Raw genomic sequence first — 16,097 nt, forward strand, 5'->3', positions numbered from 1 at the left:
TTATCTTTTAATTTTTGAAAAACCAGTCCAACCCAATACTCCAACTGAAATAATAGCAAGAATATAAAAAGTGTTTAAACTAGTACTAATTAATTTAGAAGCTGTAGAAGTAATAACTCCTCCATCTTTCAATTTCACTTCTGTACTATCTGCTAGTATGAAAGCAACTAAAATGATAGCTGCAAAAATTCCTAATGAAATAAGTGCTCTTTTCAATTGTTCTTTGTGTGTAATTAAGTTTTTGAAAACGAAATAAACTACAGAAAAGAAAGCAACTGCCATTGCTATATAGGAAATATAGATAAAGTAATCTACAATATAAGAATTATTGTCCATAGAAACCTCCATACCTAAAGTAGATACGAATAATATAGAAGCAATAATACCTAGTATGATTACTAAAATTTTTGAAATTTTGTATACGTTCATAACAATAATTTGTTAATGTATTATTTGTTTAATTTCTCTTTGAAATAATCTGATAACATATCAACTAAGCTGATAGAAGCATCTTCCATATCGTTAACGATAGAGTCGATTTTAGCCGTGATATAGTTATAGAATACTTGAAGAATCATCGCAACAATAAGTCCAAATACCGTTGTTAATAACGCTACTTTAATACCTCCAGCTACTAATGATGGCTCCATAGATCCAGCAGACTCAATTTGGTCAAACGCAACAATCATACCAATTACCGTTCCTAAGAATCCTAACATTGGTGCAAGTGCAATAAATAAAGAAACCCAAGATACGTTTTTCTCTAATTGACCCATTTGAACACCACCGTAAGCAACAATAGATTTTTCAGCAGACTCTAAACCATGAGAAGAACGCTCTAAACCTTGATAGAAAATAGATGCAACTGGACCAGCTGTATTTTTAGCCACTTCTTTAGCAGCTTCAATACCACCTGAGTTTAATGCATTTTCCACTTCAGAAACGAATTTTTTTGTATTGATAGTAGAAAGATTTAAGTAAATAATTCTTTCAATAGCAATCGCCAAACCAAGAATTAAACACAATAATACTGGAGACATCCAAATTGGATCTCCTTCAATGAAACGTTTTTTCATTGATTGAGTAAAAGTAACTTCTTCAGCAGCCGCAGCATCGTCAGTTGTTGCTGTAGCCTCATCAGTTGTTGCTTCAGTAGCAGTTGTATCAGCTACTTGTTCTGTAGCAGGAGCTGCTGCTTGAGTTGAATCTTGAGCTTGAACATTTCCAAAAGTCATAAGCCCCGTGATTGCTAAAATAGAAAATAATCTTTTCATCGCTTTTGTTCTTAAATTTAATTAGTTAATTGGGTTTAAAGATATAAAATAATTATAAAATTTTTTAAAATTAATATCATTCTGCAGAGAGGAAGGGATTCGAACCCTCGATACCCTTGTGGAGTATACACACTTTCCAGGCGTGCGCCTTCGACCACTCGGCCACCTCTCTATCGAAACGACACTCGATTTTAAGGGTGCTAAATAACGTAAAAATTCTCATGTATAAAAATTTTATATGTTATTTTTACAACATTTCTCCTCTTATTCCTGTTTCAAAAATGGTCTTAAACACATTATGAGACACATTTTGCCCTAAAAGATACATCAATTTTGTAATTGCAGCTTCGGTAGTAATGTCTTTACCAGATATAACACCTATATTTTTTAACTGTGTACTAGTTTCATAATTCCCCATCGAAACACTACCACCACTACATTGTGTAACGTTTATAATGTGAATATTATTGTGAATTGCTTGCTCTAAAGTCTGCACAAACCAATCTTCAGTTGGAGCGTTTCCAGAACCATAGGTTTCTAAAACAATCCCTTTTAAATTCGGAATAGCAAAAAAAGCAGTCAAAACCTTTTGATTAATACCTGGAAAAATCTTTAAAATTGCCACATTATCATCAAAATCAGTATGCACTTTTAACTTTTTAGTTGCTTTTTGCTTCAGAATAACATCATAATTTACTTTCAAATGCACACCAGATTCCGCCAATTCAGGAAAATTAGGTGATGTAAAAGCATTAAAATGTTCGGCGCTGATTTTTGTAGTTCGATTCCCTCGGTATAATTTGTACTCGAAATACAAACACACTTCTTGAATTACCGGTTTTTTATTTTCTTGAAGCGAAGCTACTTGAATTGCTGTAATCAAATTCTCTTTGGCATCGGTTCTTAAATCACCAATAGGCAATTGCGAACCAGTGAAAATAACTGGTTTTGCCAAGTCTTCTAACATAAAGCTTAATGCAGAAGCACTGTACGACATTGTATCCGAACCATGTAAAACTACAAATCCATCAAATTTTGAATAATTTTCCTCTATAATTTTGGCCATTTTTTGCCAATTGGAAATATTCATATTCGATGAATCAATAGGAATATCAAATGAAATGGTTTCAATTTGACAGTCTAATAAATGTAATTCGGGAATTCTACTTAACAACTCATTAAAATCAAAAGCTTTCAAAGCTCCTGTTTCAAAATCTTTTACCATTCCGATGGTTCCACCGGTGTAAATTAAAAGTATTTTTGGTTTATGAGATGTCATTTGTATATTTCAATTTATTCACAACCGGATTAGCATACATCGCCAAGAAGCCTTCTCTCATGGTTTCATTATCGGCGTCAATTCGCATTTCTAATCTTCTTTCAAACAATTGACGCTCTTTATTGTTGTACAAATGTGCAAATCGAGTTGTTTTGTATAAAATATCGTAAGCAATAAAGTTCGTTGGCCATAATTTGTACGATTGCAAAATAGAATCATCAATTACTTGTGCCAAAGCTTGAATTTGCTTATTATTATTATCGTTTTCAGCAATAATTTTTTCGTATTCATTTTCTAAAACATCACCTACATGAATGTGAATACGCTTCTTCTGCCCGATGATTCCACTTAACAACGTAATAAAATCCTCGTTTTTCTCCTTAATATATACTTCGTCTTTTGAAAGTGCTATTAATTGTGGCATTTTCAAAGCATCTGTTGGGTCATATTCATACGAAATAGAAACCGGAACAATTTTTAATTTCTTGAAAAAGTCCATAATTCTGGCTTCATCATTTGCCATTCCTAACATTTTCAAAACACCTTGGTGTGTTGCATCGTTACCGTCTTTTGTTCTTCCTTCTCGTTGGGCAATCCAAACCGAACGATTTTCTTTAGACAATAAATGGTACATGTATTCCGACATCAATTTAGAGCTTTGCAATAATTCTCTTGGTGATAATCCTCTTTGAACTAAGAAATTTCGATTTAATTTTGATAATTTCAACAAGAAATCTTTCTTAACCAAATTATCTCCAATTGCCGATGCTGTCATTACCAAACCGTGATCAATCAAGGAAACATTCAATAAAGAAGTATCTAAAATAATATCACGATGATTGGAAATAAATAAGTACGAAGTATTTGGTTCTAATTTTTCAAAACCAGAAGTAGTAAGTCCTTCCGAACTTCTTTCTAAAACTCTTTGAATCGATTGATAAACAAAATTTACTTGGAAATCTCGGATAGAATGCGTTCTACTCAATTGTTCTTTCCAAACTTCATCTTCTAATTCTGGAAATGTAAAATCCATCATAGCCTTCATCATAGGATGATGCAACAAAGACTTCAAAGCTTCGTTTACTTCAGAATCATAATAAGGGCGAATAGAATCGAATTTTGTCATATTTATTTTAAAAACAATTCACAAAAGAACAAAAATTTTATGAATTGAAACTTTATTTTAGGTTAAATTCCGAAAATTTGTTTTGAGTTTTCTGTAGTAATTCTTGCAATTTCCTCAACTGGTAACTGATAAATTTCGGCTAACTTTTGCGCTACCAATAAAGTATAACTGCTTTCATTTCGTTTTCCACGATAAGGAACTGGTGCTAAATATGGCGAATCGGTTTCTAAAACAATGTGTTTCAAATCGATTTCATTTAAAAATTGGTCGATTTTTCCGTTTTTGAAAGTTGCTACACCTCCAATTCCTAATTTCATTCCTAACGAAATCGCTCTTTGGGCTTGACCCAAATCACCCGTAAAACAATGAAAAATTCCGAATAAATCAGTTGCTTTTTCACTTTCTAAAACCTCAAAAACCTCATCAAAAGCATCACGGCAATGGATATTGATTCCTAATTTGTACTTTTTTGCTAGTTGAATTTGATGTTTGAAAGCATGTTGTTGTTCTTTTAAAAAAGTTTTATCCCAAAATAAATCGATTCCAATTTCACCAACGGCATAAAATTTTCTTGAAGCTAATTCTTTTTCTACATGCGCCAATTCTTCTAAGTAATTTTCCTTAACATATGTTGGATGTAAGCCCATCATTAGAAACACATTTTCGGGATATTGATTTTCTAATTCGTACATTTTTGATGTGTAATTAGAATCTATTGAAGGTACGAAAAAACGAGAAACACCAGCATTAATGGCTCTTTGCATCATTTCGTTACGGTCTTGATCAAATTCTTCTGAATATAGATGAGTGTGAGTATCGGTAAGTATCATTTGTGTTTTTGATTACAAAGCGTCAAAGTTACAAAGTTTGATTCAGAAATTTGATTTACTTTTGAAGTATGGAAGATTTACAAGACTTTTTAAAAGGGAAAAAATATAAAAAGATAAAATTTACGGTGTTAAAAACCCAACATTTATTAATCAAAGGAAAAATAAATGACGTAAAGGGCAACTTTATTTTAGACACCGGAGCGAGCAACAGTTGTGTAGGATTTGAAAGTATTGAACACTTCAAATTAGACGCCCAATTTTCAGAAACTAAAGCTGCCGGTGCTGGTGCTACTGGAATTGAAACACAATTAGCTAAAAACAATGAAATTCAATTAGGAAGATGGAAAAACCATAAATTCCACTTAATTGTATTTGACATGAGTCACGTAAATGATGCGCTTCGTCATTACAAAACCAAACCCGTTGATGGTATTATTGGCGCTGATGTTTTACTAAAAGGAAAAGCAATTATTGATTACAGTAACCATTGTTTGTATTTGAAATAACTAGTTGGAATGATTTTTCTTCAGTGTTCGGTAAGCTAAAATCGTGCTAATCAACATGAAAATTCCTCCCAAAATAAAGGGCGCTCCTGGAAATAAGAAAGGCGCTTCGTCGTGAGTAAAATAATAAAAAACGGATGCCATCATCGGCGGACCTACGATTGAAGAAGCGCTCATTAAACTCGTTAAAGTTCCTTGAATTTCGCCTTGTTCTGATGGAGGTACTTGTTCAGAAACTACAGCTTGTAAGGCTGGTCCAGCGATTCCTCCTAAACAGTAAGGAATTAAGAAAACAAACATCATCCAGCTTTCAGTTGCAAAAGCAAACAAAAACATTCCGATAGTATATAACGCTAATCCGAAATAGATACTTTTTACATTTCCGATTTTTGGATTGATCCAACGAATCAATCCTCCTTGAACAATCCCTACTAATAATCCGATGACTCCAAGTGAAATTCCTACCATTTTTTTGGTCCAATTAAATTGATACATGGTGAAGTAATTCCAGTTACTTTGAACCGCATGTGAACCTACATAAAGAACAAAAATTGCTAGAACCAAACCAATTAAATTTGGATATTTTTTCAAATGTAAAAAAGCTCCAATTGGATTGGCTCTTTTTAATTCAAATGGTCTTCTTTTATCTTTACTTAATGATTCAGGCAAAATAAAATAACCATATAAAAAGTTTAACATACACAAAATAGCAGCTGCAATAAAAGGAACTTTAGTACCAAAATCTCCTAACAATCCACCTAAAACTGGACCAATTATAAACCCTAATCCAAAAGCAGCTCCCATCAATCCAAAATTCTTAGCTCTGTTTTCATGTGTACTTACATCGGCAATATAAGCAGAAGCAGTGGTGAAACTTGCTCCAGTTATTCCAGATAGAATTCTACCAATAAATAACCATGTAATTGTAGGCGCAAAGGCTAACAATAAAAAATCTAACGAAAAGGCAAACAAAGAAGTTAACAAAACGGGGCGTCTCCCATATTTATCACTTAAATTTCCTATCACGGGCGCAAAAATGAATTGGGTAATCGCATAAGCGAAAGTTAACCAACCTCCGTACTTTGCTGCTTCGCTAATATCGCCATTGATTAAATCTTTGATTAAATCTGGAATTACAGGAATAATAATACCCCATCCAATAACATCTAACAAAACGGTAATAAAGATGAAACCAACGGCTGCTTGCTTCTTAGATTTTTTCATAGCTAAATTTTGACTTACAAAGTAAAGAAAAATCCCAAACTCTTTTGAAGTTTGGGATTTAATATTGTTTATTTCTTATTACTTAACTAATTTCAACCAAATGAAATCATTCCATCCTTCTATAAGTCTTGTAGGATCTTTCATTTTAGTTCTGTCTTGTTCTTCTATCGGAACTATTTTGTTGTTTTGAACCGTAAAATTGTAAACTCTTGGTTTTTTTTCATTTGAAAGAGTTACTTCTATTTTATAGTTACCATCTTTCAAATCACTAAATTTAATCGCTTCTCCATTTGGTTTGTCGATTGGTCTTAATGCACAATTAAATTCTTTCCAATCAGCACGTTCAACAATTGCTACGTTTTTATTTGAATCGTATTGTTTTGCAAATGGTTTACCATCTTTAAACATTTTCAAAGTCCAATCTACACTTATGCTTGTTTTATTAGCGTTAGAAGGATTTGGTTGTAAAATTTCATGATTTAAATAAAATCCAAAGATTAAGTTTCCAGATTCTGCATGTTGCATAAATGCATAATTGCTCCAAGGTCCACGAGTAACAAAAATTTCATTTGTTTTTGCATAAGGATCATCACTTACTATTTTAGCTAGTTCAAAATCAAAAGTATAAAACATTTTATCTCCCGCATAAAAGTCTAATCTGTAATTTCCAACACCCCAATCTGTAATAAATGATTCTGACCATCCTACCCATTCACCATCACGTTGATAACGACTACTTGGCCAATTTAATTTTGTTTTTTTACCATCATCAAAAACTTGATCTCCTGAATATTCAAAATAATTCATATATTGATTATCCTTATAAATTTTAATTTTTAAATATCCTGATTGATCAGCGAAGGCATGAACTTCTTTACCGTCTGCCGTTTTATGAGGAATAAAAGTAGCTGTATAGTTATCAATTCTTCCTGTGCTACTTCCAGTTCCATAAAGTAACGAATTGAAAGTAATGGCAGGAGTTTGTTTGAAGATATTCCAATCTAACTTTAATGCTGCAGGTTCTCCACCTTTTTTCTTTTTACCTCCTTTAGCAACTTCTTTTCCTTTTTCAACAACCTCTGAGGCATCAGAAGCTTGATTTTTCGCTTTGCTAATTTTGTTTAATAGCTGAGCGTTACTACTACCAAATGACATTAGTAATAATCCAAATAATAATACTTGTTTCTTCATATTAGTGTTAAAGTTTTATGTTTATTTTTAAAGTATAAAATTTACTCTTTTATAATTTTTATGGTTTTTACTTCATTATTAGAAGTTACTTTCACCAAATAAGTTCCCGCAGCTAAATCTGTAACATCTATTGAAGTTTCGTTGCTGTTTACTGTTTTTGTAAAAACTTCTTGACCCAATAAATTGTTTACAGAAACAGTAGTAATTTCTTTATCTAATGAAAGGTTTAAAACATCTTTTACAGGATTTGGATAAAGCTTTAAATTTTTTATTGAGAATGATCCCGCAGAAAGCATTTGGGTGGTAAATGAACCTCCAGAAGCCCAATCTGTTTGTGTGTTACCACAAATAGATTTTACCCAAAAATAATAAGTAGTATTTGGAGATAAGTTATTTAAAACAGCAAAAGTATCTGTGGTAGTTCCTGTAATTGCATTTGCAGAAAATGGATCATTAACAGTACTATAACAATAAACATAACCATTACTCGGTGTAGGTGTAGCTTCTACCCATGCAATATTTACAACTGTTGCTGATTCAGGGTCTGTAAATAACTGCGTTGGGGCGTTACATTGAGATTGTGGATATGTGGTAAATGAGCCACCCGAAGCCCAATCCGTTTGTGTGTTACCACAGATAGATTTTACCCAAAAATAATAGGTAGTGTTTGGTAATAAATTGGTTAAATTCGCATAAGTCTCTGTCGTTGTTCCTGTAATTGCATTAGCTGAAAACGGATCGTTTACTGTACTGTAACAATAAACATAGCCATTACTTGGTGTAGGCACACCTTCTATCCATGCAATAGTATTTGTTGTAGAGGTTAACCCATCGTAATATATTTGCGTTGGGGCGTTACACCCAGATGCTGCTGAATATGTGGTAAACGAACCACCAGAAGCCCAATTAGTTTGTGTTTGTCCGCAATTAGATTTTACCCAAAAATAATAAGTAGTGTTTGGCGTTAAATTGGTTAAATTCGCATAAGTCTCTGTTGTTGTTCCTGTGATTACGTCATCAGCAAACGGATCGTTTACTGTGCTGTAACAATAAACATAACCATTACTTGGTGCAGGAATCGGCGCTACCCATGCAATAGTATTTGTTGTCGAGGTTAAACCATCGTAATATATTTGCGTTGGTGCATTACATCCAGATGCTGGATATGTGGTAAACGAACCACCAGAAGCCCAATTAGATTGTGTTGCACCACAATTAGATTTTACCCAAAAATAATAAGTAGTATTTGGTGATAAACTATTTAAAGTCGCAAAAGTATTTGTTGTTGTTCCTATGATTGCATTAGCAGAAAATGGATCGTTTACTGTGCTATAACAATAAGTATAACCATTGCTTGGTGCTGGATTTGGTGCCGTCCATGCAATATTATTTGAAGTTGAAGTTAAACCATCATAAAATAGTTGCGTTGGAACATTACAGCTTGGTATTGTAGCACATGTAATAGATCTTACTCTGTTTGTGTTTTGAGTTCCACAACTAGAATTGGCATTCAAATGGTATCTAACTACTCCAGAAGTTGTACCAGATAACCATGTTAAAGGAGTTAAACCACTAGCTAAAACCGTTGTCCCTGTAGCATTAGTTATGGTAATAAAGTCTGTGGAAACTGAACTTCTAAAAGTATATTGTTTATTTGACAAGACATTTACATTTGAATACTCTCCAGCATAAGCATCTGCAACGATTTGTTCTGAACTTCCAGTACAAGCAGGTGTAAAAGTTGCATCAGGATATAATCCATAAATTGCACCGTTACAAATTAACGCAGGTGGTGTAGTAAAACTACCACCCGAAACCCATACACCAGTTGTAGCTCCACAGTTAGAGCGTACCCAGTAGTAATAAGTAGTACCTGCCGCAACATTCAAATAGAGAGTAGTATTTAAGTTAGTTGTACTAAATAAGGTAGGAGTAGAATTTGCATTAGGGGCTATATTAGCTGTAACAATATAAATATCATAATGAGAAGAAGGCACTGGTGATGCCGCTGTCCAAGTCATTTTACAAGAATTGGATGTTATATTTGATACCATCAAATTTGAAGGAGGTGTACAGTTTGATGCGTCAGCACATCGAATATAGCGAGACCTTTCCACTTGTTGACTACCACAACTTGCATTTGAATGAAGATAATAACGGATAACACCTGTGGTACTGCCAGAATCCCATATTACAGGTTGTGTTCCGCTTGCATAAGTAACAGTTCCTGTTGCATTAGTAATTGTGATATAATCCGTTGTTACAGAGCTCGAGAACGAATATTGTTTGTTTGCAATTACATTCACATTGCTATACTCGCCTGCATAACTTTGACTGGTTAATGTCTCATAGTTTCCACTACAGTTTGGCGTATAAGTATTAGCTGGAAATAATCCATACGTTGCTGAAGTACATTGCGCAACAGCATTAGGAATGAAATTCAAAAATGCCAATAGGCAGAATAAAGTAATTTTTTTTCTCATTTTTAGATTTTGATGATTTGAAACTTAATGTGATTAAAATTCCATCAAAACTATGAGATATGAAGTGCTAGACCAATTTATATATTGGACTATTTATAAATAATCAGAAGATTTAAAGACGTTTATTTATTTGACTAACATATACTTAATTTGTGTTTTCTAATTTTTCAATGTAATAATTAGGAGAAAGTCCGGTTTGCTTTTTAAAAACGCGAACTAGCGTATTAGCGTCTTTATAACCTACTTCTTCTGCGATGGCTTGCAAAGTATATTTACGGAAATAAGGAGCATCTTTCAGCTTTTGAAGTACATAATGAATTCGTAATTCTTGAGTATATTCTGAAAAGGTTTTTTGCATTACCTGATTGAAATATTGAGATAAATAAGCCGTATTGGTATTCAATTTTTTTGCCACAAAAGCCAACTTGAAGTTAGGATCTAGAAAAGTTTCCTTTTGCTCTAACTTTTTTAAACCTAATGCAAATTTTTCAATAAGCTCTTCATCGAGTGTTTGTTTTGGTTGCGGTTCAGTTTTATCAATTTGCTGAATACTAATTTCTGAAGTTTTAGATTCTTTTAGATTTTGGATAATCTTTAAAAATCGATAATGCTTTTCTTTCTGATTTTTGTAATAATAATAAAAACTATAAATCACCACAGCAAAAAGAATCAAAATACCAAAAAGTGAAATTTTAAAATAATTCTTAGAAGCGATAATATTCTTAGATTCTTCTTTTATTATGTTTAAATCATAGTTGTGTAGAAAATTTAAAGATTTACTTTTTATTCCTTCAATTGACTGAATTAATTCTAAACTTTTTTGGGCGTAGCGATACGCATTTTTAGTGTCATTTTTCTCATTATAACATTGTGTCATAATGTTATAGGTCATTAATAAATTTTCTTTGGAAACCTTAGTTATTTGATAACTTTCAACATATTTATTACAATAAAAAAGTGCAGAATCAACTTGTTTTAAATGATGGAAACAATCGGCCATTCCTAAATCAAACAACTGTTCTGTTCTTATATTATCCTGAATAATAGGATACTTTTTTCTCTTTCTATATAACGACAATGATTTCTCATAATTTCCTGCTAAAGCGGCACTTTTTGCCTCGCGCATACTCAACAATGCTTTTGTGTACTCAGGTTGAAAATTATCTTGTAACATCATTGTTGCTGCTACATTAAAGTAGTGATTAGCCGAATCTAACAACACTATTTTCTTCGTCTGAATGTAATACTTTTGATAGGCCTCACCAATAATATTATACTTATCAGCAAACAATTTTTTGTTCATTACTTTTTTTTCACCAACTCCCAATTTTAAGTGATGAGAAGTTTTCAATTCTCTCTTTAACAAAGCAATTCCATTTACATAATCGCCCATAGCTACTTTTATGGAACCATATTGTTCGTTGAAATGATTATTAGGTACGCTTGTTTTATATTTATCAAGATAAAACAAAGCCATGTCGTACTCTCCTAAATTTTTATGGATATAAAAAAGTTTGTTGACACACATTCCAAGCAAATCTTGATACACTTTGCTTGATTTATCCATCTTACTTTTTTCAATGCTCTCTATTAATGCTATTAAAAGTTTCTTAGACTGAATAAACTCAGACTTATTATAAAAGAAATTGGCCACATAATATTTGCCATAAAAACGAAATAACTCATTTTTAGAATTACTAATTTCCAAGGCTTCGGCATACGCTTTTTCAGGATTTGAAATGAGGTTTTCCTGAATACTTCTGGTTCTACTAATTTCTGATTCACTCAATTCTTGAGCAAACATCAAATTAATAAATGATAATAGTATAATAGAAAAAGTAAATTTGTACATCTTGAAAAATTGGGGCTCAACTTAAAATTATAGCCCGCTAAAATAAGAATAAAACTACATGATTTTAAAATTATTCAAAAGATTAACTTTTCTATTTTCAAATAGTTTTGTCTAAACTAAGAATTTCTAGTAAAGAAAAATCCCAAACTCTTTTGGAATTTGGGATTTTGTTATTTAGAATCTGAAACAAGTTCAGATTGACAAAGTCATTTATAATTCTAACGCTTTTTTCACATTTCCACCCATTAAAATTTCAGCTGGGTTTTCTAATGCTTCTTTCACCGCTACTAAGAATCCTACTGACTCACGTCCGTCGATGATTCTGTGGTCGTATGATAAGGCTACATACATTACTGGAGCAATTACGATTTGACCATTTTTAACGATAGCTCTATCCACTACATTGTGCATTCCTAAAATACCTGATTGTGGAGGATTGATGATTGGTGTAGATAACATACTTCCGAAAACACCACCATTTGAAATTGTGAATGTCCCACCAGTCATTTCGTCTACGGTGATTTGTCCGTCACGAGCTCTTAAAGCTAATCTTTTGATTTCTGCTTCAACACCTCTGAACGATAATGTTTCTGCATTTCTCATAACTGGAACCATTAATCCTTTTGGACCAGAAACCGCTACTGAAATATCGCAGAAGTCGTAAGAAATTTTCTCTTGACCATCAATCATAGAGTTTACATCTGGATACAATTGTAAAGCACGAGTTACCGCTTTAGTAAAGAACGACATAAAGCCTAATCCTAAACCATGTTTCGCTTTAAACTCTTCTTTATATTGATCACGAATAGCATAAATTGCAGACATATCTACTTCATTGAAAGTAGTTAACATTGCTGTTTCGTTTTTAGCAGACACTAAACGCTCAGCAACTTTTCTACGTAACATAGAAAGTTTTGTTCTTTCTGTCCCGCGGTTTCCTCCTGTTGGAGTTCCCATTGATGGCACAGCGTTTACAGCGTCATCTTTAGTGATTCTTCCACCTTTACCTGTTCCTACAATTGCAGAAGGCTCGATGTTTTTTTCTTCTAATATTTTTCTAGCTGCCGGAGATGGCGCTTGCGTTGCATACGTTTTTTCTGCTACTGGAGCTGCTTTTGGAGCCTCAGCTTTAGGCGCTTCAACTGCTTTTGCTTCTTCTTTTACTGGAGCTGCACCACCTTCTGGTTTTGCTGCACCTGTATCGATTAAACAAACTACAGCACCAACCGCTACTGCATCACCTTCTTCTGCTTTTAATGTAATGATTCCGCTTGCTTCAGCTGGTAATTCTAATGTTGCTTTATCTGAATCAACCTCAGCAATCGCTTGGTCTTTTTCTACATAATCACCATCTTTTACTAACCATGTAGCAATTTCTACTTCTTTAATTGATTCCCCTGGAGAAGGGACTTTCATTTCTAAAATCATATCTTTTTATTTAAAAAGTTTACCCTTTGACAAGCTCAGGGTGATAATTGAGTTGTTTTTTATTGAAATAATTTTTTATCAAATACCATAGCGATTGCATTAGCATGACGTTTTTTAGAACGCTCATAACTTCCTGCTGCTGGTGCACTGTATGCTTTTGGCGATGCTAATCTTAATTTTACTAAATCAAAATTCATTAACATATAACCATAAGCGCCCATGTTTTTAGGTTCTTCTTGTGCCCAAACGTAATCATCCACATTTGGATAACTGTCGATAATCGCTTTGATTTGGTCAACTGCTAATGGGAACAATTGTTCTAAACGAACTACTGCTACATCATTTCTACCTAATTCAGCACGTTTTGCAATGATATCATAATAGAATTTACCTGTACAGAAAACCAACGTTTTGATTGCTTTTTTATCTGCAACATTTGGATCGTCTAATACTTCTTGGAATTGTCCGTTTGCTAAATCATCCATTGAAGAAACCACATCTGGATGACGCAATAAACTCTTTGGAGAGAATACTACTAATGGCTTACGGAATTCTGTTTTTAATTGTCTTCTCATTAAGTGGAAGAAGTTGGCTGGCGTAGTTACATCGGCAATATACATGTTGTGTTTTGCACATAATTGTAAGTAACGCTCCATACGTGCTGATGAGTGTTCTGCTCCTTGGTTTTCATAACCATGAGGCAACAACATTACCAATCCGTTTTGGTTGTTCCATTTATCTTCACCTGCTGAGATGTATTGGTCAATCATAATTTGAGCTCCGTTAGAGAAATCTCCAAACTGTGCTTCCCAAATTACTAAAGATTTTGGTGATGCTAAGGCATATCCGTATTCAAAACCTAAAACCCCATATTCTGAAAGGTGCGAATTGTAGATATAAAAGTTTCCTTTTTTATCTTTTATTTTATCTAAAAGAATTACTTCTTCTTCCGAATCTTCTACTTTAACTACAGCATGACGGTGTGAGAATGTTCCACGTTCCACGTCTTGCCCAGAAATACGCACGTCAAAACCTTCTTTCAGTAAGGAACCATAAGCTAATAATTCGCCCATAGCCCAATCTAATTTATTGGTTTCCACCATGTTTTTTCTATCACCAATTAACTTCGTAATCTTACTGATGAATTTCTTATCAGCAGGAAGTTCAGTAATAGTTTTAGCAATTTCAGCTAATTGATTCTTATCAAATTTAGTGTCAAATTTTTGAAGCATTACATCATCATCAACTTGTTTGTAACCTTCCCATTCATTTTCCATGAACGGCGTAATTACAGTTAAGTCTTTTTTACGAGAGGCTTCTAAATTCTCATCTAACTTTGATTTGTAAGCTTCTTCCAATTCTTTTACAAAACCAGCAGAAATAATGTTTTCCTGAATTAATTTTTCAGCATATAAATCTCTTGGATTTTTGTGTTTTGAAATTGCTTTGTATAAAATTGGTTGGGTAAAACGAGGCTCATCACCTTCGTTGTGACCGTATTTTCTATATCCTAATAAATCGATGAAAACATCTCCACCAAATTCCATACGATAATCTAAAGCAAACAACATCGCGTGAACTACTGCTTCTGCATCATCTGCATTTACGTGTAAAACTGGTGACAAAGTTACTTTCGCGATATCCGTACAATACGTTGACGAACGTGCATCTAAATAGTTAGTTGTAAATCCAACTTGGTTATTGATTACTAAATGGATAGTTCCACCTGTTTTGTAACCATCTAACTTCGCCATTTGAATGATTTCATAAACAATACCTTGACCAGCTACAGCGGCATCACCGTGAACAGCGATTGGTAATACTTTTGAAAAATCGTCAGCGAAATATCTATCTTGTTTTGCTCTTGTGATACCTTCAATAACAGCACCTACTGTTTCTAAGTGCGAAGGGTTTGGAGCTAAATTTAAGTTGATTTTTTTACCTGAATCGGTTAATCTATCTGAAGTTAACCCTAAGTGGTATTTAACGTCACCATCAAAGTTAGCGTCTTCGTCATAGTCTTTTCCGTCGAATTCAGAGAAAATATTTTGAGTGTTTTTTCCAAAGATGTTTGCCAAAACATTCAAACGGCCTCTGTGTGCCATTCCCATTACGAATTGCTCTACTCCTCTATCAGCAGCACCTTCAATTAAAGCATCTAAGGCAGGAATTGCCGCCTCACAACCTTCTAATGAGAAACGTTTTTGACCTACGTATTTAGTATGCAAGAAGTTCTCGAAAGAAACGGCTTCGTTTAATTTCCTAAGGATGTGTTTCTTTTGGTCAGCCGAAAAATTAGGTTGGTTATCGTTAATATCTAAGCGATTTTTAATCCATTCTTGAACTTTTGGATCACGAATGTACATGAATTCCACTCCGATTGACTGACAGTAAACATTTTCTAGATGTTTGATAATATCAGCTAACGAACTTGGTTTCATGTTTACCATTTTAGCAGCATCAAAAACGGTATTTAAATCCGCTTGAGATAATCCAAAATTTTCCAAAGCTAAAGAAGGTCCGTGAACTCTTCTATCTCTAACCGGATTTGTTTTAGTGAATAAGTGTCCGCGAGTTCTATATCCTTCAATTAATTTAAGAACATTGAACTCTTTTTGCATTTTTTCAGAAATTTCACCTGAATCACCCGAAGCTACATAAGCAATTTGCTGAGCAACTTCTTCTGAACCATAATTGGCTTGTGCAAAATCAAATCCTTGAAAAAAACTTCTCCAGCTTGGCTCTACGCTATCTGGATTTTGTAAATATTGTTCGTATAAATCGGCAAAGAAAGCCGTATGTGCAGCGTTTAAAAAGGAAAACCTATCCATAGTGTGTTGTCTAAAAGACCTTTTAATTAAAAATTTACGCAAAAGTAAAACATTTTATGATAATCTTTCAAGGATT

Annotated in this window: 12 protein-coding genes and 1 tRNA gene; 1 reads left to right on the forward strand and 12 read right to left on the reverse strand. The window is 33.4% G+C overall.

Annotated elements, in window-relative coordinates; genetic code table 11:
• The 6 genes from IM755_RS02425 to IM755_RS02450 all read right to left on the reverse strand — a co-directional run bounded on the left by IM755_RS02425 (position 1) and on the right by IM755_RS02450 (position 4,509).
• Positions 1 to 429 carry a hypothetical protein gene (locus IM755_RS02425; RefSeq protein WP_194093457.1) on the reverse strand — a complete coding sequence of 143 codons (429 nt, stop codon included), beginning with the start codon at positions 427 to 429 and terminating at the stop codon, positions 1 to 3.
• A 20-nt stretch (positions 430 to 449) separates the two neighbouring features.
• Positions 450 to 1,274, reverse strand: a complete 825-nt coding sequence (locus IM755_RS02430) for a MotA/TolQ/ExbB proton channel family protein (RefSeq protein ID WP_026724483.1) — start codon at positions 1,272 to 1,274, stop codon at positions 450 to 452.
• Between the two features lie 84 nt (positions 1,275 to 1,358).
• A tRNA-Ser gene (locus IM755_RS02435) sits at positions 1,359 to 1,446 on the reverse strand.
• A 75-nt stretch (positions 1,447 to 1,521) separates the two neighbouring features.
• On the reverse strand, positions 1,522 to 2,553 hold the full coding sequence (locus tag IM755_RS02440; RefSeq protein ID WP_194093458.1) for an asparaginase: 1,032 nt from the start codon (positions 2,551 to 2,553) through the stop codon (positions 1,522 to 1,524).
• Entirely contained in the window at positions 2,540 to 3,679 is a 1,140-nt protein-coding gene (locus IM755_RS02445; RefSeq protein ID WP_194093459.1) for a 1-acyl-sn-glycerol-3-phosphate acyltransferase, read from the reverse strand. The genes IM755_RS02440 and IM755_RS02445 overlap by 14 nt, the downstream gene beginning before the upstream one ends.
• 62 nt (positions 3,680 to 3,741) lie before the next feature.
• On the reverse strand, positions 3,742 to 4,509 hold the full coding sequence (locus IM755_RS02450; protein ID WP_194093460.1) for a TatD family hydrolase: 768 nt from the start codon (positions 4,507 to 4,509) through the stop codon (positions 3,742 to 3,744).
• A 68-nt stretch (positions 4,510 to 4,577) separates the two neighbouring features.
• Here IM755_RS02450 and IM755_RS02455 point away from each other — a divergent pair, with 68 nt between their 5' ends.
• Positions 4,578 to 5,015: a retropepsin-like aspartic protease gene (locus tag IM755_RS02455; protein WP_194093461.1), complete on the forward strand. Its 438-nt coding sequence runs from the start codon at positions 4,578 to 4,580 to the stop codon at positions 5,013 to 5,015.
• Here the strand turns inward: IM755_RS02455 and IM755_RS02460 are convergent, their stop codons facing one another.
• The 6 genes from IM755_RS02460 to IM755_RS02485 form a co-directional block, all read right to left on the reverse strand.
• A complete protein-coding gene (locus IM755_RS02460) occupies positions 5,016 to 6,236 on the reverse strand; it encodes a TCR/Tet family MFS transporter (RefSeq protein WP_194093462.1) in 1,221 nt (406 codons plus the stop codon). It abuts the gene before it with no gap.
• 78 nt (positions 6,237 to 6,314) lie between these two features.
• Positions 6,315 to 7,427 carry a hypothetical protein gene (locus tag IM755_RS02465; RefSeq protein WP_194093463.1) on the reverse strand — a complete coding sequence of 371 codons (1,113 nt, stop codon included), beginning with the start codon at positions 7,425 to 7,427 and terminating at the stop codon, positions 6,315 to 6,317.
• 41 nt (positions 7,428 to 7,468) lie between these two features.
• A complete protein-coding gene (locus IM755_RS02470; RefSeq protein ID WP_194093464.1) occupies positions 7,469 to 9,910 on the reverse strand; it encodes a T9SS type A sorting domain-containing protein in 2,442 nt (813 codons plus the stop codon).
• A 145-nt stretch (positions 9,911 to 10,055) separates the two neighbouring features.
• Positions 10,056 to 11,762: a helix-turn-helix domain-containing protein gene (locus tag IM755_RS02475; RefSeq protein ID WP_194093465.1), complete on the reverse strand. Its 1,707-nt coding sequence runs from the start codon at positions 11,760 to 11,762 to the stop codon at positions 10,056 to 10,058.
• Positions 11,763 to 11,972: 210 nt separating this feature from the next.
• Positions 11,973 to 13,190, reverse strand: coding sequence for a 2-oxoglutarate dehydrogenase complex dihydrolipoyllysine-residue succinyltransferase (gene odhB, locus IM755_RS02480; protein ID WP_194093466.1), 1,218 nt, complete (start codon positions 13,188 to 13,190; stop codon positions 11,973 to 11,975).
• Positions 13,191 to 13,249: 59 nt separating this feature from the next.
• Entirely contained in the window at positions 13,250 to 16,021 is a 2,772-nt protein-coding gene (locus tag IM755_RS02485; RefSeq protein ID WP_194093467.1) for a 2-oxoglutarate dehydrogenase E1 component, read from the reverse strand.
• Positions 16,022 to 16,097: the final 76 nt, after the last annotated feature.

The organism is Flavobacterium proteolyticum (genome assembly GCF_015223105.1).
Classification (GTDB): domain Bacteria; phylum Bacteroidota; class Bacteroidia; order Flavobacteriales; family Flavobacteriaceae; genus Flavobacterium; species Flavobacterium proteolyticum.